The sequence below is a fragment of the Natronomonas amylolytica genome (assembly GCF_037031205.1).
GTDB lineage: Archaea > Halobacteriota > Halobacteria > Halobacteriales > Haloarculaceae > Natronomonas > Natronomonas amylolytica.
Genome location: NZ_JAYEZM010000001.1, coordinates 1 through 23,642, shown reverse-complemented (window position 1 = coordinate 23,642; position 23,642 = coordinate 1). Strand labels below are relative to the sequence as shown.

The following is a 23,642-nucleotide window of genomic DNA, read 5'->3' as shown; positions in this document are numbered from 1 at the left end:
ATGAGTGAAGAATTCGAGGTAGAGTTCATCGACCGCGACGAACGGAGCGCCCGCTTCCTCGTCCGGGGCGTCAGCCCCGCCTTCGCCAACGGCATCCGCCGGGCGATGGTCGCCGACGTGCCGACGCTCTCGATCGACACCGTGCGTGTCATCGAGAACTCGTCGGTCATGTTCGACGAGCAGATCGCGCTTCGTCTCGGCCTCATCCCGCTTTCGACGCCGGACGACTACGAGCCGGGTGACACCGTCACGCTGGCAATCGACGTCGAGGGGCCCGACACCGCGTACTCGGGCGACCTCGTCTCCAGCGACGACAAGGTCCAGCCGGCCGAGGAGAACGTCCCCATCATCGAACTCAAAGAAGGCCAGCGGCTCGAACTCGAAGCCGACGCCGAACTCGGCCTCGGGAGAGACCACGCCAAACATCAGGGCGGCGTGGCCGTCGGCTACCGACACCTCCAGCGTGTCAACGTCGTCGGCGAGAAAGGCGAGTTCGAGGACGAAGAACCGGAGATCATCCGCGGCGTCATCGAGGAGGACGGCGAACTGATTCCGACCGAGGAGTTCGACAACGACCTCAGCCAGCGGTATCCGGGCAAGGAGGTCGAAATCGAGGACGTGCCGAACGCCTTCGTCTTCGACGTCGAATCCGACGGCTCGCTGTCGGTCGAGGACCTCGTCCTGCAGGCCGTCGAGAGCATCGAGGTCCGAGCCGAAGAACTCGAAGAAGCGGTTCAACTGTAACAACGACGATGATTCCCCACACCCCAACCACGACGCATTCCCCGGCCACGAGCGGCGGCGCGACCGCGCGCTCGGCGGCCGGAACCACCACACGACGGTGGACCGAAAGGGGCTTTAGTGGGGGCCAAGAACACACTATTGCGCGCAGGGATAGCCAAGTCAGGCCAACGGCGCAGCGTTCAGGGCGCTGTCCTGTAGAGGTCCGCAGGTTCAAATCCTGCTCCCTGCATCCACTTCTCAGGAGAGATAACCGATGAGTAGCAAAACGAACCCGAGGCTTTCTAGTCTCATCGCTGACCTGAAGTCGACCGCCCGCAACGGCGGCGGCGAGGTCTGGAACGATGTAGCCGAGCGCCTCGAAAAGCCCCGGAGCACGCACGCGGAGGTCAACCTGGGTCGTATCGAACGATACGCCCGGGAGGACGAAACCGTCATCGTGCCCGGCAAGGTGCTCGGGTCCGGTGCCCTTCGCAAGGAGGTCACCGTCGCAGCTGTCGACTTCTCGTCGACGGCCGAAACCAAGATCGACCAGGTAGGCGACGCAATCGAACTCGAACAGGCACTCGAAAACAACCCCGACGGCTCGAACGTGCGGGTGATCCGATGAGTTACGCGAAATTCGATGCGGACGTCGTCGTCGACGCCCGCGACTGTATCATGGGTCGTGTCGCCTCGCAGGTCGCACAGCGTGCGCTCGACGGCGAAACCGTCGCCGTCGTCAACGCCGAAAACGCTGTCATCACGGGCCGCGAGGAAGACGTGATGGAGACCTACCAGACGCGCGCCAACGTCGGCTCGGACCGTGGGCCCGAATACCCCAAGCGTCCGGACCGCATCTTCAAGCGCGCGATTCGCGGTATGGTCCCCTACAAGGAGACCAAGGGCCGCGAGGCCTTCGAGAACGTCCGCGTCTACGTGGGCAACCCCTACGACGAGGCGGAGGTTCTCGAGGACACCTCGCTGGACCGACTGTCGAACATCAAGTTCATCTCGCTGGGCGAAATCAGCGAGAACCTGGGTGCTAACGTAACATGGTAACCAACACGTCCGGCAAGAAGAAGACGGCTGTCGCACGCGCGACGGTGTCCGACGGCTCCGGTCGGGTGCGGATTAACTCCACGCCCGTCGAGCTGGTCGAACCCGAGCAGGCGCAGCTGAAGATGCTCGAACCGTTCCGTATCGCCGACGAGGACCTCCGCGATGAGGTCGACGTCGACGTGAACGTCGCTGGAGGCGGCTTCTCCGGCCAGGCCGACGCCGTGCGAACGGCCATCGCTCGTGGGCTCGTCGAACACACCAACGACGCCGAGCTTCGCGATGCGTTCATGTCCTTCGACCGCTCGCTGCTGGTCAACGACGTGCGCCAGTCCGAACCGAAAAAGTGGGGCGGCCCCGGCGCACGGGCACGCTACCAGAAGTCCTACCGCTAAGGTGATTCAGTCATGATGGTACCGGTCCGGTGTTTCACGTGCGGTAAAGTCGTCGGCGAGCACTGGGAGGAGTTCAAAGCTCGCGCCCGCGAGGGTGACGAGGACCCCGCAGAGGTGCTCGACGAGCTTGGCGTCGACCGCGCATGCTGTCGTCGCATGCTTGTCTCCCACAAAGACCTCGTCGACATCGTATCCCCCTACCAATGAGAGGCTCCAACCGCTACGAGAAGGCACGCATCCTCGGGGCGCGAGCCCTGCAGGTGTCCTACGGCGCGCCGGTGCTCATCGAGACGGACCAGACGGAGCCGATTCTCGTCGCTGCCGAGGAGTACGACGCTGGCGTCCTGCCGTTCACCGTCCGTCGAGGTGAGGAGTAGATGACGCTCATCACGGAGGTACGGCTCCGCCGCATCCTCGACAGTCGCGGCAATCCGACTGTCGAGGCCGAGGTGCGAACCGAAAGCGGTGGTTTCGGTCGTGGCGCAGCCCCCTCGGGGGCGTCGACCGGCGAGTACGAGGCCATCGAGCGGCCGGCCGAGGAGGCTATCGCCGCGGCCCGCGAACTCGCCGTCCCGCGTCTCGAAGGCCAGGTCTACGCCGGCGACCAGCGCGGCGTCGACCAGGCCCTCCGTGGTGCCGACGGCACCGAGGACTTCTCGGAAATCGGCGCCAATAGCGCGGTCGCCATCTCGATGGCCGCCGCGAAGGCCGCCGCCGACGTGCTCGGTGCGCCGCTGTACCAGCATCTCGGCGGCGCCTTCCGTGGCCGTGACTTCCCGACTCCGCTCGGGAACGTCATCGGCGGCGGCGAACACGCCGCGGACGCCACGCACATTCAGGAGTTCCTCGCGGCGCCAGTCGGTGCTCCCTCCGTGGCCGACGCCGTCTTCGCCAACGCCGAGGTTCACGGCGAGGTCCACGACATCCTCACCGAGCGGGACCTTCCCGCCGGGAAGGGCGACGAGGGAGCCTGGGCGCCGTCCATCGACGACGCCGAGGCCTTCGAGATTATGGAGGAAGCCGTCGAGACCGTCGAGGACAAGGTCGGCTTCGATATCGCCTTCGGGCTCGACGTCGCCGGTGCCGAACTGTACGACGCCGACGAGGGCGTCTACCGCTACGGCGACAAGACGCGTACGCCCGACGAGCAAATCGATTACATCGCCGACCTCGTCGACGAGTACGGTCTCGTCTACGTCGAGGACCCGCTTGACGAGAACGACTACGAGGGCTTCGCCGAACTGACCGACCGCGTCGGCGACCGGACGCTCATCTGCGGTGACGACCTCTTCGTCACCAACACCGAGCGACTCGCCGATGGCATCGACGTCGGCGCCGCAAACAGCATCCTCATCAAGCCGAATCAGATCGGGACGCTGACCGACGCCTTCGACGCAATCGAACTCGCCGTTCGGAACGGCTACGACCCCGTCGTCTCCCATCGCAGCGGTGAGACGGAGGATACGACCATCGCACACCTCGCCGTCGCGACCGACGCCCCCTTTATCAAGACGGGCGCGGTCGGCGGCGAGCGCACCGCCAAGCTGAACGAACTCATTCGAATCGAGGCAAACGCATGAGCGACAACGAAGAAGAAGGGTTCGACGCGTCCGACATCGACGAGGAACTCGATGAGCTCGAAGAAGAGCTCGACGAGGACCTCGACGAGGCGGCCGAGGAGGCCGCGGAGGTCGACGCCGAACCTACCGACGACGAACAGCCCGCCGAGGCGGCCGACGAGGCCGACGAGGCCGAAGCAGTAGACGAGGCCGACGAGGAGCCGGTCCTCGATGAGGACGTCATGCCCGACGACGAGACGGACCTCCTCATCCCCGTCGAGGACTACCTGGCTGCCGGTGTCCACATCGGTACCCAGCAGAAGACGAAGTCCATGGAGCGGTTCATCCACCGCGTCCGAACGGACGGACTCTACGTCCTCGACGTCTCGACGACCGACCAGCGTATCCGCACGGCGGCGTCGTTCCTCTCGAACTACGACCCCGAGCAGATTCTGGTCGCCTCCTCGCGACAGTACGGTCGGTTCCCGGCCGAGAAGTTCGCCGACGCCGTGGGCGCCCGCGCCCGCACCGGCCGCTTCATCCCCGGTACGCTGACCAACCCCGACTACGACGGCTACATCGAACCCGACGTCGTGGTCGTCACCGACCCCATCGGTGACAGCCAGGCCGTCAAGGAGGCCATCACGGTCGGCATCCCGGTCATCGCGATGTGTGACTCCAACAACACGACGTCGAACGTCGACCTCGTGGTCCCGACGAACAACAAGGGTCGCAAGGCGCTCAGCGTCATCTACTGGCTGCTGGCCAACGAGACGCTCGACCGCCGCGGCGCCGAACCCACCTACGGTCTCGACGACTTCGAGACCGAGCTCTAAGCCGGTTCGAGATTTCGTGTTTTCGGCGGTCCGCTATCCCGGTAGCGATAGCTCCGCGAGTTCCTCGTACAACAGGTTCTCCGGGACTGACTCCGCCCACCGCAATTCGGCGACGCCATCGCCAGCCCGTAGGTCGCCGCCGACGGGCGTCGCCTCGAAACTGACATACGGGTTCGGCACCGGGTCTCGGTCGGTCCAGTCGTCCATGTAGAGCAGATGCACCTGCGCGATATCGTCGACGCAGGCTTCGATGCCGGTCGTCTCTCGTATCGCTCGCTCGGCACATTCCCGATAGGATTCGCCGGGATGGCGGCTGCCGCCGGGGTCGACCCAGCCGTCGGCGCCCTCATAGCGAGCCAACAGAACGCGGCCGTCGGCGTCACGGACGCGACAGCCCGCACCGCCGACGACGCCGAAGGTATCGAATGTTTCGACGAGGGCGTCGTAGGCGTCCGGTTCGCAGTCGACGCGGCGGCCGACGAGGTCTACCTCGCCGTAGTCGGCGGCGAAATCGGCGACGAGACCGTTGACGTGGCGAATCAGTTCCACGACCACGACCTGACTGGGGCCCCCAGCGGCTTGGGCGTTACTCTATCGCGTTCGAATAGGCTTTTGCCCACGCCGGGTAACCACGAGATATGACCACTTCGAGCGCTCCCGGAAAGGTATACCTCTTCGGCGAGCACGCGGTCGTCTACGGCGAGCCGGCCGTCCCCTGTGCCATCGAGCGGCGGGCCCGCGTCACGGTCGAGGAACGCGACGACGACCGGGTTCGCGTCGAGGCCGACGAACTCACGCTGGACGGCTTTACCGTCATGTGGGGCGGCGAATCCGGCGACCGCCCGGACGTGAACGTTCCGACGCCGCTGGTGGAGGCCGCGATGGGCTACATAGACAACGCCCTCGAACAGGCGCGGGACGCCGCCGACGCCCCCGACGCGGGCTTCGACATCACCGTCGAAAGCGATATCCCGCTGGGTGCGGGACTCGGCTCCTCGGCGGCCGTCGTCGTCGCCGGTATCGACGCAGGAACCCGGGAACTCGGCGTCGAACTCGACCCGATAGAAATCGCCGACCGGGCCTATCAGGTCGAATACGAGGTGCAGGACGGGCAGGCCTCCCGCGCGGATACGTTCTGCTCGGCGATGGGGGGCGTCGTTCGCGTACAGGGCGACGACTGTCGGCGCATCGAGGGCGTCTCGAACCTCCCCTTCGTCGTCGGCTACGACGGTGGCTCCGGCGATACCGGGGAACTCGTCGCCGGCGTCCGAAAACTGAAGGAAGAGTACGAATTCGCCGAGAACACCGTCGAGTCCATCGGTGATATCGTCCGCAACGGCGAGTCCGCGCTGCGGAACGACGACCTCGAAGAGTTGGGTCGCCTGATGGATTTCAACCACGGTCTGCTGTCCGCGCTCGGCGTCTCCGGGCGGACGCTGGATTCGATGGTCTGGACCGCCCGAGAGGCCGACGCCCTCGGCGCGAAGCTAACGGGAGCGGGTGGGGGCGGCTGTATCGTCGCGCTGGACCGCACCGAGCAGACGAAGACGGCACTCGAATACACACCGGGGTGTGAGGCGGCCTTCCGCGCGGAACTCGATACCGATGGCGTCCGGGTGGAATCCGAATGACGACGGTCCTGAAACTCGGCGGCAGCGTGGTCACTGACAAGGACGTACCCGAAACTGTCGACGAGCGGAACCTTTCGCGTGCGGCTGATGCCATCGCCGCGGTCGACGAGGACCTCGTGGTCATCCACGGCGGCGGGAGTTTCGGCCACCCCTACGCCGCCGAACACGGCGTCTCGACGACGGACGGAACGCACGACCCGGTAGCTGTTCGGGCGATTCACGGCGCGATGAAGGAACTGAACGGGGCGGTCGTAGACGCCCTCGCAGCGGCGGAGGTCCCGGCGGTTCCGGTCCATCCGTTTTCGGTCGCCAGTCGCGATTCGGCGGGTGAGCTTTCCCTCCCCACCGACCAGTTAGCGACGATGCTCTCCGAAGGGTTCGCCCCCGTGCTCCACGGCGACGTCGTCGTCCACGAGTCCGCCGGCGCGACGGTCATCTCAGGTGACGAAATCGTCGTCGCATTGGCCGACGCGCTCGATGCCGACCGAGTCGGTGTCTGTTCGGCGGTTCCGGGCGTCTACGATGCCGAGGAGAACGTTATCGACCGAATCGACTCCTTCGACGACGTTGCCAACGCCCTTGGCGGAAGTGACGCGACCGACGTGACAGGTGGGATGGCCGCGAAGGTTCGGGAACTCCTCGGCCTCGATGCCCCTGCGTACATCTTCGATATCGACGGCCTCGATGGGTTCATCGCCGGAGAAAATCCCGGCACTCGAATCGGCTAAGGTTTTTATACGAACGCGCGGGCAGACGCCTCGTGTTCGACTGAGCCGCTCCGGCACGCACAGCGGGTGTGCGACAGGACGTGCCGGAGGCTGTTGGGGCGTCCTGTCGCCTGTTCGCCTATTCGCCGACCTGTTCGACGAGAGCCGTCTTGTCTATCTTCTGGCTGCCGGTCCGCGGGAAGGAATCCACGAAGTGGATTCGGCGGGGCTTCTCGTAGCCGGCGAGGCCGGCGTGGTTCTCACAGAATGCCGCCACGTCGTCGGTCGATAGCGACTCGTCACCGACGATAGCCGCAGTGACTGCCTCGCCCAGTCGGTCGTGTGGTGTTCCGAAGACCGCAACAGCATCGACGCCATCCATCTCCGCGAGGACGTCCTCGACCCGGGAGGGTGCGACCTTTTCGCCCCCGGAGAGGACGATGTCGTCGAGACGGTCGACGAAATAGAGGATACCGTCCTCCCGTCTGACCACGTCGCCGGTTCGGAACCACTCACCATCGAAGGCGCGGTCGGTCAACTCCGGTGCCCCCCAGTAGCGGGGCATGACGCTATCCCCACGGAGCCAGAGTTCTCCATCCTCGCCATCCGTGATGTCATCGCCAGTCTCGGGGTCGACGACGCGTGCCTCCACGCTCGGAACCGGCTTGCCGAGCGCGCCGGCCGTACGTGGCGTCTCCGGCGTCCCGGCGACCGTCAGCCCTGCGGCTTCGGTCTGGCCGTAGTAGTTCAGCAGTTCGTCGACTGCGAAGGCCTCCTCGAAGGCTGTCAGCGTCGACTCGGTGGCTGGACTGCCACCGTAGAAACACATCCGGAGCGACGAGGTGTCGTGTTCGCGAGCGGCGTCGCTGTCCAGCGCGTCGACCATCATCGCGGGGACGAGGCCGGTGATCGTCGCGTCGGTGGCCTCGACTAGCCGTGCCCATTCGGCGGCGCCCCACGCCGGGTGAATGACGACCGAGCCACCGGTGAACAGACCCATCAGCGTCGCGCCGTGGAAGCCGCCGACGTGGAACAGCGGGACCGAGACGACGGCAGTATCGTCGGTGGTCACGTCGTAGGTCGCGATGCCGGCGTCGACCTGTGCGCCGACGTTCCGGTGGGTCTGGACGACGCCCTTCGGGTCGCCCGTCGTGCCCGAGGTGTGCATGACGATAGCGGTTTCGTCGTCCAGTCGCGTGACCGGCTCCGGGGCGTCGGCCGGGTCACCGAACACATCCGCGTCGAACTCGCCTGCGTGGCCGGCGATGAGGGCATCGCTGCACCCTGCTCCTCCGGCGGCCTCCTCGGCGGTGTTCGCGAACACCCCATCGTGGACGACGACTTCGGGGTCGATGTCGTCCAGCACGTATGCCACCTCGTCGGGCCCGAAGCGGTAGTTGACGGGCGTGAACGCACAGCCGACGCGCCAGGTCCCGAGCGCGACCGCGAGGACGGTGGCGTTGTCGAGCATCAGTGCTGCGACCCGGTCGCCGACCTGGGTTCGGTCTTCGAGGAACGCGGCGACTGCGGCCGCCCGCTCCTGCAGGTCGCGATAGGTGATGTCCTCGCCATCGGGGTCGATGACTGCCGCTCGTTCCGGTCGTGCTCTGGCCTGCCGTGCGAATCGCTCGTAGAGGTTCATACCCACGCGCTGGTCGCGGCCAGCCATAAGCGTGTGGCTTGTTGGCAGGGGACGATTTTTGTGGGCCGGCGACGACCACCGGGTGATGGAGTACGAGCGACACGAACTCACCCAGCCGCTGTACGGCGGCGTCAACGTTCTCCGTATCGGCGACACGCTGGTCGATACGGGCCACGTCGCACCGGTCTCTCGGGATGCCCTTCGCGAGGCACTCGCTGGCCCACTCGACGGCATCGACCGCGTCCTGCATACCCACCCGCACATCGACCACGTGGGTGGTTCTCAGACTATCGAGGCGCTAGCTGATCTGCCGCACGTCGTTCCCGAGGGCGAACGGGACATCCTCTACGATTACACTGATTATCTCCGGCGTGCCCGCGAGGAGATGGCCCAGTTACTTGCGGGGTTTCCGAGCGATGCGACGATAGATGATGACTACTTCCCGATTCAGGAGTATTACGAAGAACGCATCGACATCACCCGCGAACTGAGGGACGGCGATATCGTCGAACTCGGCGAGTACGAACTCGAAGCCGTGTCGACCCCCGGGCACGCTGCTCCCCATCTCGCCTTCTGGCACGAACCGAGTGGTACGCTGTTTTCGGGCGACCTCGTCGATGCCAACGGCCGGTTTCAGTATGGGCCACTGTTGGGCGATGTCGGCGACTACAAGGAGTCACTCCGTCGGATACGCGACCTCGACCTCGAGATTCTCGTCCCGATGCACGGCCCGGAACTGACCGACCCGGAGGCCCGAATCAGGGCGTCGCTGGCGGATGCCGAACGGACGGAAGCCCGCTTGCTACGATTCCTCGGCGAGCATGGATCCGCTTTCGCTCGCGAATTCGTCATCGAGGAGTTGAGTGTCGAGGGCCCACGAGCAGGGTTCATTACTCTCATCATCTACGAGTACCTTCGCCATCTGGACGAGCGGGGCGACGTCGAGATGTGGGTGACCGACGAGGGGATTCGCGCCGAATTATAGGTCGAGGAGTTCCTTCGCGATGATGTTGCGCTGAATCTCGCTGGCACCCTCGCCGATCTGGTAGATCTTCGTGTGCCGATAGTGGCGTTCGACGGGGTAGTCGGTCGTGTAGCCGTTGCCGCCGTGGAGTTGGATGGCGTCGCTGGCGACCGCCTCGGCGATTTCGGAGGCATAGAGTTTCGCCATCGAGGCGAGTTTGGTCGGCTTCTCGCCGTCGTCGACGCGCTGGGCGGCGTCGTAGACGAGGCGGCGCGCGAGTTCGACCTTCATGCCCATCTCGGCGACCTTGTGCTGGACGGCTTGGAACTCTCTGAGTTCCCGGTCGAACTGCTCGCGCTGTTTGACGTAGTCGACGGTCTCCTCCAGACAGCCCTGCGCGATGCCGAGGGCTTGGGCGGCGATGCCGACCCGTTCCTCCTCGAAGAACTCCATCAGCTGGTAGAATCCGGCGTCCTCGTAGCCGACGAGGTTTTCCTCGGGGACGCGCACGTCGTCGTATCGGAGTTGGGCCGTCTCGCTCGCGTTCCAGCCGAGTTTGTGAATCTCGCTTTCGACCTCGAAGCCGTCGCGGTCCGTCTCGACGATGATAGCCGAGATGCCACTGTGACCCTCGTCGCCGGTTCGGCACATCGTAAGGACGTAATCGGCGATAGTGCCGTGGGTGATGAACGTCTTGACGCCGTTGATGACGTATTCGTCCCCATCCTTCTCGGCGGTAGTTTCGATACCAGCGGCGTTGGAGCCGTGGTTGGGTTCGGTGTTGCCGAGCGCGCCGATGAGTTCGCCTTCGGCGACGCCACGGAGGATCCATTCCTTCTGCTCGTCGGTGCCGTATTCCCGAATCATCCGCGTTCCGAACTCGGTACCGATGGCGGCGAGCATCCCCGCGTCGACGCGGCAGATTTCCTCCATGAATAGGCACGTCTCGACCTGAGAGAGGCCGGCGCCGCCGTATTCCTCGGGAATCGTTCCGCCGACCAGACCGGCGTCGACGGCTTTCTCCCAGACCTCCTCGGGCCACTCGCCGGTCTCCTCGTGGTGTCGGGCGACGGGCGCGATTTCGTTTTCGGCGAACTCGCGGGCAGTCTGTCGGATGGCACGTTCCTGTTCGGAGATGGAAAAATCGACCATGGCACGACCCATGACATGGTCCCACAAAGCTATAACGAAACAGGAAACTAGTTGTTCATTTCCGATAACCGGAACGGCTTTTGTGTGTCGATAACATGAGGTGGGCATGCCGAACGACTGGCCCGAGACGCCGGATAGCACCGACATCTACGCCGACGACCTGCTGGAAGGAGAGACCGCGCTTATTACAGGCGGTGGCACCGGCATCGGCGAGGAGATGGCACTGGCATTCGCCGACCACGGCGCAGATGTCGCCGTCGCCTCCCGCGATATGAACCACCTCGAACCCGTTGCCGAGGCAATCGAGGAAAAAGGCCAGAACGCCTGTGCGACGACCGTCGACGTCCGTGACAAGGAGAAGGTCGACGAGATGCGGGATACCGTCCTCGATGAGTTGGGCGACATCTCGATTCTCGTCAACAACGCCGGTGCGAACTTCCTGACGCCGCTTGAGGACCTCTCGGCGAACGGCTGGCGAGCCGTTGTCGGGACGATTCTCGACGGCACTGCCTACTGTACGATGAGCGTCGGCGACTACATGATCGACAACGGCGGCGGTTCCATCATCTCGATGGGCGCGACGAACTCCGTCCACGGCGCACCGTTCCACGGACACTCGGGAGCCGGCAAAGCCGGCATCCACAACCTGATGCAGACGGTCGCAAGTGAGTGGGCGAAGTACAACGTCCGTGCGAACACCATCGCTCCCGGCATCATCGAAACCGAGGGGGTCACCGAGGCGGCTGGCGGCGCCCTTCCCGAACAGATTCTGGACCACGTCCCGGCGGACCGGTTCGGAACGGCCAAGGATTGCGTTCCGCTCGCAGTTTTTCTCGCCTCCGACGCCTCCGCCTACGTGACCGGGAGTTACTATCCGATCGACGGCGGACATCTGCTGTTGCCGTCACCGTACTGAAGCGGACCCAGTCTCATTTTATAGCTCGCTAAATTTGAATCGAGAGAAGTATCCGCCGAGCGGGGCGTCCGAAGGTCGCCCCCGAGGCGGTTCGCCGGACGAGGGCGCCGAAGGCGCCCGCAGTCCGGTAGCGCGCACGGACTGGAGGCGGCCGAAGGCCGCCGGAAGGAGCGGGTTGCGGGCGGAGCCCGCAACCGCATGGACGTGGCGGCTTCGCCGTGGTTCGAGAGAGCGAAGCTCTCTCGTCATCACGAGAGGCGCACAGCGCCTCTCGAACGACCACGCAGCGCGCATATTTTCCCCATGTTTTTGCCGAGTGGGCCGCGGCTCCGCCGCGGCCTTATAACGTGGCGGCAAAGCCGCCACGCAACCGGGGTCGCGCCCCAACGCGGGCGCGACCCGCGTTCTCGTGCAAAAAGTGGCTCAGAATTGGTAGCGCCGCGCGTTGTCGTCTTGCGGCGGGTACTGGTCGGAGACGCCGCCAGCGGCGCCGGTCATCTCGTCGAAGGTCATCCCCGAGAGGTACTCGTCGTAGGTGACGTCGTAGCCGCTTCGGAGGTGGAAATCGAGGTTGCCGGTCTCGACGGCCGACTGGAAGAGCATGTGGACGGCCCGCCGGAGGAGTTCGTCGGGGTCGTCGGGGTCGTAGGCGTTGATGAGCATGGCCAGTTCGTTGCGCGTCTCGGTGTCGAGGTCGACTGCGAGTTCCTCGCCGAGGTCCGAATACGTGTCTTCGATGTCCGCCGAGAGGTCGTCGAGTCCCATGTCGGTAGATGGGGCTGGACGGTGGAAGTCCGTTTCGCTCGGGGCCGAACCGTCAGGCCCAAACGCCGGCCGTCGAAACGCTGGAGTGATGACCGACGCCGCCGAGTACCTCCCCGAAGACGCCGACGCAGTACGGGAGGCGCTGGTCAGTTGGTACGAGGCCGACCACCGCGAGTACCCGTGGCGGCAGACCGACGACGCCTACGAGATTCTCGTTTCGGAGGTGATGAGCCAGCAGACCCAACTGGACCGGATCGTTTCGGCGTGGAACGATTTTCTGGAGACGTGGCCCACCGTCGAGGACCTCGCTGCTGCCGACCGGGCCGATGTGGTGGGCTTCTGGACGGACCACTCGCTGGGGTACAACAACCGGGCGAAATACCTCCACGAGGCGGCCGGGCAGGTCGTCTCCGAGCACGGCGGGGAGTTTCCGGAGACACCAGAGGGTCTTCAGGAGTTGATGGGCGTCGGCCCCTACACGGCCAACGCCGTCGCCTCCTTCGCGTTCAACAACGGCGACGCCGTCGTGGATACGAACGTCAAGCGCGTCCTTTATCGGGCGTTTGACGAAATCCATAATACGGACGATCCTCCGTACGCTGAGGTTGCCTCTGCACTCATGCCGGAGGGAGAGTCGCGCGTCTGGAACAACGCGATTATGGAGTTGGGGGGTGTCGCCTGTCAGAAGAAGCCTCGCTGTGACGAGGAAGGATGCCCCTGGCGAAAATGGTGTCGCGCATATAACACAGGGGATTTCTCCGCTCCGGACGTGCCGACTCAACCGGAGTTCGAGGGAAGCCGCAGACAGATGCGGGGTCGAGTGATTTCGACCCTTCGAGAATTCGACGAACTGACCCTCGACGATCTGGGGCCTCGGGTCCGGGTCGATTACTCACCGAACGGTGAATACGGCCGTGAGTGGCTCCACGATCTCCTCTCTGATCTTGCTGAGGATGGCTTGGTCGAGGTGAAAGAAGGCGATGAGGAAACTCTTGCGCGCCTACAGACCTAGTTCCACCAGTACGGGGCCCTGTTAGCAGTAGCTACTGGTATGCGACTGGAGATATAGTGGTTCTACCGATATTTCTCTATAGAACTGCGCTATTCCGCTTACTCGTCCGTCGTATCGAGGTAAAGTCGTTCGTCCTCGATCCGGGGAAATACAGCATCGGCCTGTTCGACGTCACCCCCGAGCCGACCGAGTTCATCTGCCGGGATGAACAGGAGGGCACCCAGTCAGCTAACTGAAGCCATCCCTACCGGAAATCCCTTGACCATGCCCGCATCACCCGGCGACTTGTGCTATCGCGACGGCTTCTCGGTAGCAGGCGACTGCCAGCAGCAGATACCCACCAATCAGAAGCACCCACTCGCGACGCGTCAGCGACCAGTCCCTCGGGGATCGCACCTGTTCGAACTGTTCCTTCCACCGAGGCCCGGATTTCTGGTGCCAAAGCATCACACCACGCGTCGCGACCACGATCGCGACAAACGCCGTGATCTCCATCGGGCCGCTCCGTTCGACGAGCACGGCCAGCGACGGTGCGATTCGCTCACCCGTTCCGATAGCGAGCGATCCGGTCCCCCAGACTGCCCCGTAATAGGGCGCCTGAACGACCTCGATGACGTATCCCATCGGCGTGTTCACCGACCGGAGCGTGTTCGCGGCAACCGCGATCAACGAGATGCCGACGTTCCACCCGAACAGCCACAGGAATTCTCGCGTGATACTCCCTGCGTATCCAGTGGCTGCGCCCGGGTTCCCGCCGCGTAACAGCCCTTGGGGGAGGAAGAGGTAGCTGAGGACCCACGACGTCGTGAACACGCTCGCGACGACGACCCACAGGGAGACGAACCGAACGAGGACGCTGTCGTGGTTGACGTACCGCCCGATTCGCTTCGATACGCGACCGACCGGCTCGGTCGTGTTCGACGACACCATACAGGCAGTCGTCGTGCGCCGCTGACAAATACATTAGCGAGTTGGACGGTCAGCACCAAGTGACTTGCCAGCGGCGATGACAAGGACGGTGATGGTGAGCGTCGCGACGAGAACTCCGATCCCGAGGGGTGTCATCGCACCCGTGACACCCCCGACGGGGTAGTAATTCAAGAGGTCCCTCCGGGGATGGTGACAGGTTCGAATCGCTGGAGGCCGAAGTACGTGTTCAGGACAGCACCGAACCCGACGACAGCGACGGCGAGTTGCGCGATTCCGCCGAGGTACGGCACGAGCCCAAAGAGCTCGAGGCCGAGTAGGAACACGGCGATCCCTGCGAGCGTCGCGACGCCGTCGCGTTCGATCGGGAAGCGCGTCCCGATGAGGTACCCGAACACTGTCTGGCCGTAGAGGATGACGAGGAACTCGGCAAACAACCCAATGATCGCGAGCGGGAGCAGGATGAGGGTGAATGCCATGTAGACGAAGAGGACGAGGAGGGTCGTTGCGCCGAGGCTGCCGACGACGCCGCTGACGAGCGCGTGCTCGGTGATGGCCGCGCCGACGTTCTCGATGATGAGTGGGTGCCGCTCGACGAGCCACCATCCGAACGCGCCGAGGACGAGGAACTGCAGAAGGAACCCTCCGACCCGCTGTGCGGGCGAACTCGACGGGGTAGGTGCCTCGAATCGCGAGATCTGCCCGACCGATGCATCGGAGTTGACTGCAGCGGATCCCGAATACGTCTGGACGGTACCGCTCACAGTCGCGCCATCACGTACCGAGAGATTCCCGTCGAGGAGCGTCACGTCGCCGTCGACCGTCCCGTCGATGGCTGCGGTGCCACCGATTACGTAGACGTCGCCCTCGACGATGGCGTCGCCGGGGACGGTGGTGGTCCCGCCGGCGACGACGTGGACGTCGGCGAGCGAGTCGACGTCATTGTCGCCCTGGAACGTCACGGACATCTCCTGGATGTCGCCGCCCCCGATGGAGATCATAAGGAGGACGACGATGAGGAGCGGGATTGCCTCCGTTGGAGTCATGCACTCGCACCTCCGTCCTCGCGAGCGAGTTCAACCATCCGTCTGGCGTACAGGCCGACAGCGAGCCCGAACAGGAGGAGAAGAGAGAGCGCCTGCACGACGTTCAGGTGCGAAAGAAGGGTGAGGTCGACTGCTTGGAAGTACAGCGCCAGCGCGGTGCTGGAGAACGTGGCGAGCCAGCCGGCGACGCCGATCCCAATTGCGGAGTGCGTGCCGATCGTCTCGGGCGTCGAGAGGTCGGGCCAGAGCGCGAAGTTCAGCGTCGTGTAGAAGCTCACGGCAATCGCATACAGGGCGGGGTTCAGGATGGACGTTCCGTCACCCGCGATTGTGGGGAACACCGCGGCGAACCGCAGGTCAGACGTGTACATCACGTGCGTCAGGGCGAACAGCGCGAACGTCCAGAGGAAGATGCGCGAGAGCGAATACTTCGCGTAGATGACGCCGGCCATCACCGCGCCGACGACGTGTGCGACGGCGATGAACAGACGTGTCGAGAGTTCGGGCGACTGCCACGAACTCAGCAGCAGCGACGGCGTGTCGATGATTCGGAGAAACCCGAGGCTGTCGATGAAAAACACGCCAAACATCAGGACTACCGGAACAACGAAGGATAGACTTCGCGACCGAACTGGGTCCCCGTGACAGAACCGACCTGTGCCATACGTCTCGTGTTGTGCTTCGAGGCCATCGAGAACCGCATCGAGACGGTCGATGCGAACGAACGACAGGATGGTCAGCAGGAGAATGCCCGGCGCCATCGCGGCGACCATCAACTGGCTGAAAACGTCGACTGACCAGGAGAGCGGAATCGCGTTCGCCAAGAAGTACGCGATTGCCGTGATCGCCGCGGCGACGTAGCCCCGGTCCGGGACGGGAACGAGGTCGATCGCGAGCGAGAACGAGACCGGAAACCCAACCCCGAGTCCGATCGACGCGAGCACGATCCACGCGCCGAATCCGGGGACGGTCCGAATCATCGGAGCGACGAGCGTGAGCGCGAACTGGACGCAGACGACGCCAAACAGGAGTCGGAACTTCGTTCGGAGGTCCGTACTCCAGCCGCGTCGGTCCATCGTCACGCCGGTCACAACTGCGACAACCAGTGTCACGAGCGCAAGCGCCGCCATCCACATCGAAACAGCAGTCTCGGTCATGCCGACGAGGCGCGTCCCGAGATCGATGAGTCCCAACTGGACGAACGTGATGTTGTAATAGTAGCCGGCGACCATCAGGGCGACGAACAACACGTACCCGGCCACCGTTATCCATTGACGTTCCCGGACGTGCGTGGTGAACTCCATTTGAGCCGTCTTGACATATCATGGATATGCACAACCATTAAACACAGTGGGGCCGCCAGTCGAATACTCTGTCACTGCGATTTCTCACTCCACGTACCACCATTACCGTGATGGGCCATCGTATCGCCCCATCCCGGCGTGGAGATGGCCATCGAGCTGCGCCCATCCCTGACGGCCGTCTACGTAGATTGCGGGGGGAGTTGTCGCTTCGAACGTGTTGAAGCCGTTCGAGAGCCAGAATCCCCATCCGTTCCAGGCCTCGAACCTGATCTCGTCTATGGTAACGGTCGCTTGGTTCGGTGACTCGTACGTGGTTGCGGCGACGGTAGCGAAATTCCAGCACGTGCCCGAGTCGTCCCACGCGTACTGGCATTCGGCCGGGTTCACGTCCCTGACCGGTGCGAGGAACGACGCGTTTCCGGTTGGGTGTCGTGTCCCGATGTCGTGGTTGACCGAGTGCTGCCACGTAATCGAGTATCTGGTTGGGTCGGGTGAAAGTTCCTTGTTGATCATGTCCGCAGGGATTTCGTCAGGTCCGATTTCGGTCGGGTCTATCACCGAACCGTTCGGTGCGTACGTCCGGAATATGAACCGCCTCGGAGCTCAACCTCGAGACACTCGCCTTGTTTATTTATGATTTATAACAATATTAAGTATACTGAGTGTCTATTACCGACGGTGACACAACTGTTTTTTCGGTGTCGGGAGTCAGAGTATCTATGCCCCCCACGACGTACGGTGTCTCATTCGGCAAACGGTTCGGCGTGACCCTACTGGCTGGTGTTCCCGGAATCGTCGCTCTCGTCGGCTACATCTACGTTACTACGCCGCCGACTGCCGTCCCGGCGGGGCTGTCACTCCCGCTCCTCGCCGTTCTGTCGGGGGTCAATCCTTTGTTTCTCCTCGGCGTCGCGTGTCTGCTCGGTGCGTACGCAGCGCCGCGAGTGGGATTGCGATCGTACCTCATCAGCCGGATAGGGACTGGCGAGGGAGTCTGGAAACACCTCCGTGAGGACGTCGGACTGGCCGTCGGAATCGGCATCCTCGGGGGCGTCCTGATCGTCATCCTCGATACGGTGATGATGCCGTTCGTTGGTGATTTGCCCCAGTCCGTGATCGGGGCGACCCGACCGACCGTGGCGAGCGTTCTGGCGTACGCTCCGGTCCGGTTCCTCTATGGAGGGATCACCGAGGAGCTAATGCTTCGGTTCGGGCTCATGTCCATGCTTTCGTTTGTGGGCTGGCGCGTCACCGGTCGTCGTGCGGACGGCCCCGGACCGGGAGTCATGTGGACCGCGATCGTGGTTTCGGCCGTGCTGTTCGGCGTTGGCCACCTCCCGGCCCTCGCACAGTCCGTCGCTCTCACACCCGCACTAATCGCGCGGACAGTACTTCTGAACGCGGTTGCTGGAGTCCTGTTCGGCTGGCTCTACTGGCAGCGGAGCCTCGAAACGGCAATGGTAGCTCACGCCTCGTTCCACGTCCCCCTCCTGATGCTCTCACTCGTTCAGGTTGTGTTGCTCTAAGGGGGCCGGTCTGCTACACTCTGACCAAATAGTCGAGCCAGTCGGTCAGTAACTTCTCTTCTCACCAAGTATTAACAGCGGTTTGCGGAGAATGGGTGGTCCGTCACGGACCGACTAGCCTCGCAGCCACAGCCCAGATTCGGCTCTCGAAGGTGCTTCTCGTGAACGCTGGCTCAATTGCGGCACTCCCCATCCTTTTCGTTCTGCTCGCGATTCTCTTGGCTTGGCCGTCTCTAGTGGCACGATTTGGCGGCAGTAAACGGACTATCTCCGTACACTCGTAGCTCCCACTCGGTCACGGGGGAAATGAAGCCGACAACGTTGTGTATTGATGTCGCACGTAAGACTACTCTCAGCCGCGGTGCCTGTGGCAATACACTCTTCCCGGCTCGCAGCGAATTCTATGTCAATGCCTGACGATGTCCTCATCGCCTTCGACGGGTCGCCGCTTTCCGAGCGTGCGCTCACGTACGCTATCGAGACCTTCTCGGATGCAACCCTTACCACGATTTACGTCATCAATCCGATTGACTCGGTCATCGACGTGGAGGGTGGTGGCTTGCCAGTTGCTGAGGACTGGTACGACAATGCCCAAGAGCGTGCAACCAGAATTCACGATACAGCTACGGATCTCGCAGCAGAACACGATACCGACCTCACTACTGTGACAGAAGTCGGTAGCCCCGCACGAGCGATTCTCGAATATGCTGACGACCACGGCATCGATCAGATCGTCATGGGGAGCCACGGTCGCTCAGGAATCGACCGTACGCTCCTCGGAAGCGTTGCAGAGACAGTCACCCGTCGAGCACGAATTCCGGTGACGATTATTGGATGACTCGATCAGAACAGAAAGAGTACGGCTCAGTGGTCGCTGAACACTCGAAAAATCACCCCTGTATACAGCCGGACGGGTGCTCGTTGGCGTATCTAAACCATCAAACCCTTGCAACCCATCGGTAGAGAAAACGTGGCCGTTACTAAGTCACCCTCGCTTTCAACGTGTACGCTCCACATTGAACGACGAGGTGGTCGTGGCGAAGCGGGAGCGCGGGCGCTTGAGCGACACCTCCAGAATGTATCCGGCGTTCACGACGCTGACGTCTCGTTTCGAACAGGGAGCGCTCGGATTACTTATGACGAGGAGGTCACGTCCGAGGACACAATCAGAGAGGCAGTTCGCGACCAAGATGTCTCGATTCAAGACGACCCTGATACGGACACGGACGACGTGAGCAGCCGTTCGGAACTCAGACGGGAGGCGGTATTTGTCGGATTGACGTTGCTCGGGATGATGACTGGCCTGGTGACGGGCTGGCTCGACGGCCCGGCACTGCTTATGTGGGCCAGCTACGGCGTCGCCTACGCCTTCGGTGGCTGGTACGGACTCAAAGGCGCTGTCAAGACGCTCCGCCACGGCGCCGTGGACATCGACCTGTTGATGATCGTCGCCGCGCTCGGCGCGCTCTCGATTGGGGCGCCGTTCGAGGGCACGATGCTCCTCTTCCTGTTTTCGCTGTCGAACACGCTCCAACACTACGCAATTGGCCGCTCACGCCGGGCGATCAAGTCCCTCGTCGCGATGCGGCCGGACGAAGCACAGGTACTCCGCGATGGGGAGGAGGTTACCGTCCCAATCGACGAAGTCGCCGTCGGCGATGTCTTCGTCGTCCGTCCCGGCGACAAAATCCCGCTGGATGGCGTCGTCACGTCCGGCGAGGGGACGGTCGATCAAGCCTCACTCACAGGCGAGTCCGTGCCAGTACCGAAAGAACCCGGCGACGAGGTATTCGGCGGGACAATAAACGAGAGCGGGAGTCTCGAGATCGAGGTCACGCGGCAGGCCCATGAGTCTGCGATAAGCCGTCTCATCCATATGGTCGAACGCGCTCAGAGCGAGAAGGCGCCGACACAGCGGCTCATCGACCGTCTTGAACAACCGTACGTCCTCGGCGTGTTCGCACTCACGATCGCGGCGATTGCTATTCCGCTCGCGCTCGGGAGCGAGTTCACCAGTACGTTCTACCGCGCGATGACACTCATGGTTGCGGCCTCACCGTGTGCGGTCATCATCTCCACACCCGCAGCGGTCCTGTCGGCGATCGCCTCCGGCGGCAGGCAGGGCGTCCTATTCAAGGGTGGCGAGCACGTCGAGGCGGCAGCGAAGATTGATGCGGTCGCGTTCGACAAGACGGGCACTCTCACACAGGGCGATACACAGTTGACGGACGTCTTCGTCCGCGAGACGGCAGACGAATCACTGACCGACGACGGGCTGCTCTCGCTTGCGGCCGCAGTACAGGCCCGGTCAGAGCATCACCTCGCTCGTGCGACAGTGGCGGCAGCGGAGGAGCGATCACTAGACGTTCCCGATGCCCAGCGGTTTCAGTCAGCTGCGGGGAAAGGCGTCCGGGCTGCAGTCAAGGACGGTACCATCCACATCGGGAATCGGAGCTACTTCGGGACCGTCCTCGAAGACGCAGCAATCGAGGGGATCGAACCTGGCCTCGACCGACTCCAGTCGCTAGAATCGGAAGGGAAAACAAGTGTCATCGTCGCCCGAGAGGCCGGCGGCGACGTCACTGTGTTGGGATGGCTCGCGTTCACCGACACGGTCCGTCCCGGGGCTGCCAAGATGATCGAGGACCTCCGCTCGCTCGGTGTGGAGCACATCGTGATGCTGACTGGCGACAACGAGCGAGTCGCACAGCGGATCGCCGAAGAGGTCGGCATCGACGAAGTGCAGGCGGAGCTGTTGCCGGAGGAGAAAGTGTCGACCATCGAAGATCTGGTCGACCAGCACGAGAACGTGGCGATGGTCGGCGACGGCGTCAACGACGCACCGGCACTGGCGACCGCAACGCTCGGGATCGCGATGGGCGGTGCTGGGACAGACGTCGCGCTCGACACTGCTGACGTGGTATTGATGGGCGACGACCTCAGCAAGATCCCTTACGTCCTCGGTCTCGGGCGTAAGACACGCCGGACGCTCGCTGTCAACCTCGCTATCGCGTTCGGCGCGATCGCGCTTATGGTCGGCACGATTCTGCTTCGAGGCATCCCGCTTCCCCTTGCTGTGGTTGGTCACGAGGGTTCGACAGTGCTCGTCTCGCTGAACGGCCTCCGGTTGCTCGGCTATCGTGAGTAATTTGTGAGGCGGGAGACGCGCTCCGATTCGAGTCCCTCTCGGGAAACTCCTGTCTCCTTCGACGTCGGAGAACGCGTTCGACCGGCTCAGCGCGGCTCAGCCGGACGATTTTTCTGGTTGTTCTGTCAGGTGTGAGTATGGATGAAGTGGAGGAAGGCTGGTTCGAGTCTCCTGTTCGGATCCATGCATCTCGCCAACTACTCTGGACGGTTGCTTCCCATCGTCGCTGGTGCACTTATGATTTCGATAATCGGGACAATATTCGGGATTCTGTACGAACGGACCGGTAATCTCGCGGTTCCCATCCTCGTACACGCTGTTTACAACGTCGTCTTACTCCTCGTCAGTTACGCCACAACGACCAGCCTGTAACCAGGATTACGTACGTAGTTTAGGCTGAGGACACTTTATCAGATAGAGTCGTATCCGTGTTCGGTTAAGGCCGAGAGCGCAAGATCGTCCAAGTACCGGGTCTGACTGGCCACGTTCAAACAGCCGAATTCGGCGAGGCCAGCGAGCAGGTATGGTCGCCACAACTCGGAAAATATTACTGGAGGGCTCTGTTGAAATCCGTAGCCATTGATAGGAACCAAATCCAAGACATAGAGCGTCTATACAGCACAACGAAAGGTACCTCGAAGCTTATCGGGGCAGTTGGTTAATCCCTATGGACGACAAAGGTGTTGTATGAGACCGCTCACGAAAACGATACTTCTCGGTGGGGGTATGATATTTGCCGGCTGGGTCGGGTGGGGTATCTATTCGACCAGAAAGGCAAACGCAGTGCCGTATGAACACCTCCGAACGCTAGACGGCATCGAGTTCCGTCACTACCCCCAGACGGTTCTCGTCGAAACGACGGCACCGAATCAGCGGCGTGCGTTTCGACGACTCTTCAGATACATATCGGGGGACAACCGAGGTGACGAGTCGATCTCGATGACTGCCCCCGTCCAAACACAGAACGGGGAATCAATCTCGATGACCGCCCCCGTTCGGTCCGAGACGACTGAAGCCGACATTGATGCGGTCCGGATGGGCTTCTATCTTCCCACAGAGTACAGTCCCGAAACGGCCCCGGAACCGACGGCGTCGGACGTTACACTCGTCACCGAACCAGCGAAGCGAGTCGCCGTTGACCAGTTTTCGTGGTATACTCCTTCGTGGCGGGTCGAACGACGGACGCAGAAGCTTCTCTCCACACTCGAACGTGAGAACATCGAGCCGGCGGGTAAGCCCTACCTCCTCCGATATAACGACCCGTGGACACCGCCGTTTATGCGACGAAATGAAGTGGCGGTAGAGGTAGATGAGGAGAGTTGACTGTTGGAATAATCGAGTCGTTCATATTAGGTCAATCTATCTAGAGACTGCTTCGGGAAACGATTGCTTTGTTGAAATCCTCAACAGGTGATACATTTTGGCTTGCTGTAGTCAGTATAGAGTGTCAACAGAACAGTCTGTGCGGCAATGGCCCCCGACGATTACGTGAGCTAATGTCTGACAAAGATTTATGTGACATTCTTTACTTTGGACAAGTATGGCAAGGGGGAGGGGAACGGTATCCGAGCGACTTATCCAGCGAGTAGCGAATACCACCAACAGCAACCCTTCGGAGCTACCGGTGCTGTACGACCATGTCGATCCGGATGCTCTGGATACGCTCATCGAGAAGATGTCGGACGGCGAAATCTCGTTCACATATGCAGGCTGTGAGGTCACCGTCGAAAGTGAAGGAACTATTCAACTCGATGAACATCATACCGGAGGAACCACCAAGAGAAAAGGCATGAGCGACGACTGAGAGATATGCAGATTCGTTCCTACACCTGATTTAGTCAAATACTGGTGGAATGAACGGAGTCATCCTGCTGCATACAGCCTCTCTATCCAGCAGCACTCCGAGCACACCAACGCGATCTGAAAGGCCACAGCGGTACGTGGCCAGTCTTCACCGAACAACTGTGTCGCGCAAGAATATGTCCGAAGATTAGAATCTCAATGGCACCATATGCGTAAAAAGTAATTATTGATCCGCTGGAAAGCGCCACAAATGACCGACAAAGGCCCGATTGCGTCGGCTGAAGCGAAGGCTAGGGGGGTTTCCCCGCCCCCGACTCCAGAGGGATACAGCGATCCCTACCAATTCGAGTACCCCAAACTGCTCCTTGTCGTGGCTGCAATAGCACTGACGGTCGTCTTCACTGTCGTCTATGGGATAATTTTGGTTCAGATACAGCATCGTGTTTAGTTAAGCGAATTCCACCAGACGGCGAAGGCTTGCAGCCATGTTTCTGCTGTCGTCGGCTGCACGTTGCTGAAACTATTACTAA

At 62.4% G+C, this 23,642-nt stretch carries 28 protein-coding genes, 1 tRNA gene and 1 pseudogene; 21 read left to right on the top strand and 9 right to left on the bottom strand.

The features are described from left to right. From U5914_RS00150 to rpsB, 9 genes are all read left to right on the top strand, one after another. Nucleotides 1-744: a DNA-directed RNA polymerase subunit D gene (locus U5914_RS00150; RefSeq protein WP_336133302.1), complete on the top strand. Its 744-nt coding sequence runs from the start codon at nt 1-3 to the stop codon at nt 742-744. A gap of 144 nt (nt 745-888) precedes the next feature. Further along, nucleotides 889-973 (top strand) — tRNA-Leu (locus tag U5914_RS00145). A gap of 24 nt (nt 974-997) precedes the next feature. After that, on the top strand, nt 998-1,351 hold the full coding sequence (locus U5914_RS00140) for a 50S ribosomal protein L18e (RefSeq protein ID WP_178291573.1): 354 nt from the start codon (nt 998-1,000) through the stop codon (nt 1,349-1,351). Next, nucleotides 1,348-1,782, top strand: a complete 435-nt coding sequence (locus tag U5914_RS00135) for a 50S ribosomal protein L13 (protein WP_332312321.1) — start codon at nt 1,348-1,350, stop codon at nt 1,780-1,782. The genes U5914_RS00140 and U5914_RS00135 overlap by 4 nt, the downstream gene beginning before the upstream one ends. After that, complete coding sequence (locus U5914_RS00130; protein WP_336133299.1) at nt 1,776-2,174, top strand: 30S ribosomal protein S9; 399 nt, start codon at nt 1,776-1,778, stop codon at nt 2,172-2,174. The genes U5914_RS00135 and U5914_RS00130 overlap by 7 nt, the downstream gene beginning before the upstream one ends. 12 nt (nt 2,175-2,186) lie before the next feature. Further along, entirely contained in the window at nt 2,187-2,381 is a 195-nt protein-coding gene (locus U5914_RS00125; protein WP_156708642.1) for a DNA-directed RNA polymerase subunit N, read from the top strand. Continuing rightward, nucleotides 2,378-2,551, top strand: coding sequence for a DNA-directed RNA polymerase subunit K (locus tag U5914_RS00120; RefSeq protein WP_336133298.1), 174 nt, complete (start codon nt 2,378-2,380; stop codon nt 2,549-2,551). Before U5914_RS00125 ends, U5914_RS00120 begins: the two co-directional genes overlap by 4 nt. Further along, nucleotides 2,552-3,754: a phosphopyruvate hydratase gene (eno, locus tag U5914_RS00115; RefSeq protein ID WP_336133296.1), complete on the top strand. Its 1,203-nt coding sequence runs from the start codon at nt 2,552-2,554 to the stop codon at nt 3,752-3,754. Continuing rightward, on the top strand, nt 3,751-4,569 hold the full coding sequence (gene rpsB, locus U5914_RS00110) for a 30S ribosomal protein S2 (protein ID WP_336133295.1): 819 nt from the start codon (nt 3,751-3,753) through the stop codon (nt 4,567-4,569). Before eno ends, rpsB begins: the two co-directional genes overlap by 4 nt. A 33-nt stretch (nt 4,570-4,602) precedes the next feature. Here the strand turns inward: rpsB and U5914_RS00105 are convergent, their stop codons facing one another. Next, the gene (locus U5914_RS00105) at nt 4,603-5,124 is read right to left on the bottom strand and encodes an NUDIX hydrolase (RefSeq protein WP_336133294.1); all 522 of its coding nucleotides are present in this window, start codon (nt 5,122-5,124) and stop codon (nt 4,603-4,605) included. 83 nt (nt 5,125-5,207) lie between these two features. Between U5914_RS00105 and mvk the strand changes: the two genes are divergently transcribed. Both mvk and U5914_RS00095 read left to right on the top strand, forming a co-directional pair. Beyond that, on the top strand, nt 5,208-6,200 hold the full coding sequence (gene mvk / locus U5914_RS00100; RefSeq protein ID WP_336133293.1) for a mevalonate kinase: 993 nt from the start codon (nt 5,208-5,210) through the stop codon (nt 6,198-6,200). Next, nucleotides 6,197-6,928, top strand: coding sequence for an isopentenyl phosphate kinase (locus tag U5914_RS00095; protein ID WP_336133292.1), 732 nt, complete (start codon nt 6,197-6,199; stop codon nt 6,926-6,928). The genes mvk and U5914_RS00095 overlap by 4 nt, the downstream gene beginning before the upstream one ends. Before the next feature lie 118 nt (nt 6,929-7,046). Here U5914_RS00095 and U5914_RS00090 read toward each other — a convergent pair whose 3' ends face one another. After that, complete coding sequence (locus tag U5914_RS00090; protein WP_336133291.1) at nt 7,047-8,549, bottom strand: class I adenylate-forming enzyme family protein; 1,503 nt, start codon at nt 8,547-8,549, stop codon at nt 7,047-7,049. 85 nt (nt 8,550-8,634) lie between these two features. Here U5914_RS00090 and U5914_RS00085 point away from each other — a divergent pair, with 85 nt between their 5' ends. Beyond that, nucleotides 8,635-9,534 (top strand): MBL fold metallo-hydrolase, encoded by a 900-nt coding sequence (locus U5914_RS00085; protein WP_336133290.1) that lies wholly within the window; start codon nt 8,635-8,637, stop codon nt 9,532-9,534. Here the strand turns inward: U5914_RS00085 and U5914_RS00080 are convergent. After that, nucleotides 9,529-10,665, bottom strand: a complete 1,137-nt coding sequence (locus tag U5914_RS00080) for an acyl-CoA dehydrogenase family protein (protein WP_336133289.1) — start codon at nt 10,663-10,665, stop codon at nt 9,529-9,531. The two genes, U5914_RS00085 and U5914_RS00080, sit on opposite strands and share 6 nt — an antisense overlap. A 106-nt stretch (nt 10,666-10,771) precedes the next feature. On the opposite strand from U5914_RS00080, the gene U5914_RS00075 reads away from it, so the two are divergent. Beyond that, on the top strand, nt 10,772-11,581 hold the full coding sequence (locus U5914_RS00075; RefSeq protein WP_336133288.1) for an SDR family oxidoreductase: 810 nt from the start codon (nt 10,772-10,774) through the stop codon (nt 11,579-11,581). A 423-nt stretch (nt 11,582-12,004) separates the two neighbouring features. On the opposite strand, the gene U5914_RS00070 is transcribed toward U5914_RS00075, so the two are convergent. Next, entirely contained in the window at nt 12,005-12,346 is a 342-nt protein-coding gene (locus U5914_RS00070) for a ribbon-helix-helix protein (protein WP_336133287.1), read from the bottom strand. Between the two features lie 88 nt (nt 12,347-12,434). Between U5914_RS00070 and U5914_RS00065 the strand changes: the two genes are divergently transcribed. Next, on the top strand, nt 12,435-13,358 hold the full coding sequence (locus U5914_RS00065; RefSeq protein WP_336133286.1) for an A/G-specific adenine glycosylase: 924 nt from the start codon (nt 12,435-12,437) through the stop codon (nt 13,356-13,358). Between the two features lie 273 nt (nt 13,359-13,631). Here U5914_RS00065 and U5914_RS00060 read toward each other — a convergent pair whose 3' ends face one another. From U5914_RS00060 to U5914_RS00045, 4 genes are all read right to left on the bottom strand, one after another. Beyond that, nucleotides 13,632-14,288 (bottom strand): hypothetical protein, encoded by a 657-nt coding sequence (locus U5914_RS00060; protein WP_336133284.1) that lies wholly within the window; start codon nt 14,286-14,288, stop codon nt 13,632-13,634. 167 nt (nt 14,289-14,455) lie between these two features. Further along, the gene (locus tag U5914_RS00055; protein ID WP_336133282.1) at nt 14,456-15,331 is read right to left on the bottom strand and encodes a polymer-forming cytoskeletal protein; all 876 of its coding nucleotides are present in this window, start codon (nt 15,329-15,331) and stop codon (nt 14,456-14,458) included. Next, on the bottom strand, nt 15,328-16,635 hold the full coding sequence (locus U5914_RS00050) for an MFS transporter (RefSeq protein ID WP_336133281.1): 1,308 nt from the start codon (nt 16,633-16,635) through the stop codon (nt 15,328-15,330). Before U5914_RS00050 ends, U5914_RS00055 begins: the two co-directional genes overlap by 4 nt. A gap of 102 nt (nt 16,636-16,737) precedes the next feature. Then, complete coding sequence (locus U5914_RS00045; RefSeq protein ID WP_336133279.1) at nt 16,738-17,193, bottom strand: hypothetical protein; 456 nt, start codon at nt 17,191-17,193, stop codon at nt 16,738-16,740. Nucleotides 17,194-17,354: 161 nt separating this feature from the next. Here U5914_RS00045 and U5914_RS00040 point away from each other — a divergent pair, with 161 nt between their 5' ends. The 7 genes from U5914_RS00040 (at nt 17,355) to U5914_RS00010 (ending at nt 23,560) form a co-directional block, all read left to right on the top strand. Continuing rightward, a complete protein-coding gene (locus U5914_RS00040; protein ID WP_336133278.1) occupies nt 17,355-18,161 on the top strand; it encodes a CPBP family intramembrane glutamic endopeptidase in 807 nt (268 codons plus the stop codon). A 409-nt stretch (nt 18,162-18,570) separates the two neighbouring features. Further along, nucleotides 18,571-18,999 carry a universal stress protein gene (locus U5914_RS00035; protein ID WP_336133277.1) on the top strand — a complete coding sequence of 143 codons (429 nt, stop codon included), beginning with the start codon at nt 18,571-18,573 and terminating at the stop codon, nt 18,997-18,999. Between the two features lie 132 nt (nt 19,000-19,131). Further along, nucleotides 19,132-21,309 carry a heavy metal translocating P-type ATPase gene (locus U5914_RS00030; protein ID WP_418766730.1) on the top strand — a complete coding sequence of 726 codons (2,178 nt, stop codon included), beginning with the start codon at nt 19,132-19,134 and terminating at the stop codon, nt 21,307-21,309. Between the two features lie 141 nt (nt 21,310-21,450). Then, nucleotides 21,451-21,681 (top strand): CPBP family intramembrane glutamic endopeptidase, encoded by a 231-nt coding sequence (locus tag U5914_RS00025; protein WP_336133274.1) that lies wholly within the window; start codon nt 21,451-21,453, stop codon nt 21,679-21,681. Between the two features lie 315 nt (nt 21,682-21,996). Then, entirely contained in the window at nt 21,997-22,632 is a 636-nt protein-coding gene (locus U5914_RS00020; RefSeq protein WP_336133273.1) for an SOUL family heme-binding protein, read from the top strand. Between the two features lie 217 nt (nt 22,633-22,849). Then, complete coding sequence (locus U5914_RS00015; RefSeq protein ID WP_336133272.1) at nt 22,850-23,113, top strand: HalOD1 output domain-containing protein; 264 nt, start codon at nt 22,850-22,852, stop codon at nt 23,111-23,113. A 249-nt stretch (nt 23,114-23,362) separates the two neighbouring features. After that, a complete protein-coding gene (locus U5914_RS00010) occupies nt 23,363-23,560 on the top strand; it encodes a hypothetical protein (protein WP_336133271.1) in 198 nt (65 codons plus the stop codon). Here the strand turns inward: U5914_RS00010 and U5914_RS00005 are convergent. Then, a pseudogene (locus U5914_RS00005) lies at nt 23,557-23,642 on the bottom strand (IS6 family transposase); the annotation flags it as partial. The gene U5914_RS00010 and the pseudogene U5914_RS00005 overlap by 4 nt on opposite strands.

Excerpts from the sequence above, each read along its gene's own strand:
- U5914_RS00150 (WP_336133302.1), top strand. The coding sequence starts at position 1 with ATGAGTGAAGAATTCGAGGTAGAGTTCATCGACCGCGACGAACGGAGC.
- U5914_RS00140 (WP_178291573.1), top strand. The coding sequence starts at position 998 with ATGAGTAGCAAAACGAACCCGAGGCTTTCTAGTCTCATCGCTGACCTG.
- U5914_RS00135 (WP_332312321.1), top strand. The coding sequence starts at position 1,348 with ATGAGTTACGCGAAATTCGATGCGGACGTCGTCGTCGACGCCCGCGAC.
- U5914_RS00130 (WP_336133299.1), top strand. The coding sequence starts at position 1,776 with ATGGTAACCAACACGTCCGGCAAGAAGAAGACGGCTGTCGCACGCGCG.
- U5914_RS00125 (WP_156708642.1), top strand. The coding sequence starts at position 2,187 with ATGATGGTACCGGTCCGGTGTTTCACGTGCGGTAAAGTCGTCGGCGAG.
- U5914_RS00120 (WP_336133298.1), top strand. The coding sequence starts at position 2,378 with ATGAGAGGCTCCAACCGCTACGAGAAGGCACGCATCCTCGGGGCGCGA.
- eno (WP_336133296.1), top strand. The coding sequence starts at position 2,552 with ATGACGCTCATCACGGAGGTACGGCTCCGCCGCATCCTCGACAGTCGC.
- rpsB (WP_336133295.1), top strand. The coding sequence starts at position 3,751 with ATGAGCGACAACGAAGAAGAAGGGTTCGACGCGTCCGACATCGACGAG.
- mvk (WP_336133293.1), top strand. The coding sequence starts at position 5,208 with ATGACCACTTCGAGCGCTCCCGGAAAGGTATACCTCTTCGGCGAGCAC.
- U5914_RS00095 (WP_336133292.1), top strand. The coding sequence starts at position 6,197 with ATGACGACGGTCCTGAAACTCGGCGGCAGCGTGGTCACTGACAAGGAC.
- U5914_RS00090 (WP_336133291.1), bottom strand. The coding sequence starts at position 8,549 with ATGAACCTCTACGAGCGATTCGCACGGCAGGCCAGAGCACGACCGGAA.
- U5914_RS00085 (WP_336133290.1), top strand. The coding sequence starts at position 8,635 with ATGGAGTACGAGCGACACGAACTCACCCAGCCGCTGTACGGCGGCGTC.
- U5914_RS00080 (WP_336133289.1), bottom strand. The coding sequence starts at position 10,665 with ATGGTCGATTTTTCCATCTCCGAACAGGAACGTGCCATCCGACAGACT.
- U5914_RS00075 (WP_336133288.1), top strand. The coding sequence starts at position 10,772 with ATGCCGAACGACTGGCCCGAGACGCCGGATAGCACCGACATCTACGCC.
- U5914_RS00070 (WP_336133287.1), bottom strand. The coding sequence starts at position 12,346 with ATGGGACTCGACGACCTCTCGGCGGACATCGAAGACACGTATTCGGAC.
- U5914_RS00065 (WP_336133286.1), top strand. The coding sequence starts at position 12,435 with ATGACCGACGCCGCCGAGTACCTCCCCGAAGACGCCGACGCAGTACGG.
- U5914_RS00060 (WP_336133284.1), bottom strand. The coding sequence starts at position 14,288 with ATGGTGTCGTCGAACACGACCGAGCCGGTCGGTCGCGTATCGAAGCGA.
- U5914_RS00055 (WP_336133282.1), bottom strand. The coding sequence starts at position 15,331 with ATGACTCCAACGGAGGCAATCCCGCTCCTCATCGTCGTCCTCCTTATG.
- U5914_RS00050 (WP_336133281.1), bottom strand. The coding sequence starts at position 16,635 with ATGGAGTTCACCACGCACGTCCGGGAACGTCAATGGATAACGGTGGCC.
- U5914_RS00040 (WP_336133278.1), top strand. The coding sequence starts at position 17,355 with ATGCCCCCCACGACGTACGGTGTCTCATTCGGCAAACGGTTCGGCGTG.
- U5914_RS00035 (WP_336133277.1), top strand. The coding sequence starts at position 18,571 with ATGCCTGACGATGTCCTCATCGCCTTCGACGGGTCGCCGCTTTCCGAG.
- U5914_RS00025 (WP_336133274.1), top strand. The coding sequence starts at position 21,451 with ATGAAGTGGAGGAAGGCTGGTTCGAGTCTCCTGTTCGGATCCATGCAT.
- U5914_RS00020 (WP_336133273.1), top strand. The coding sequence starts at position 21,997 with ATGAGACCGCTCACGAAAACGATACTTCTCGGTGGGGGTATGATATTT.
- U5914_RS00015 (WP_336133272.1), top strand. The coding sequence starts at position 22,850 with ATGGCAAGGGGGAGGGGAACGGTATCCGAGCGACTTATCCAGCGAGTA.
- U5914_RS00010 (WP_336133271.1), top strand. The coding sequence starts at position 23,363 with ATGACCGACAAAGGCCCGATTGCGTCGGCTGAAGCGAAGGCTAGGGGG.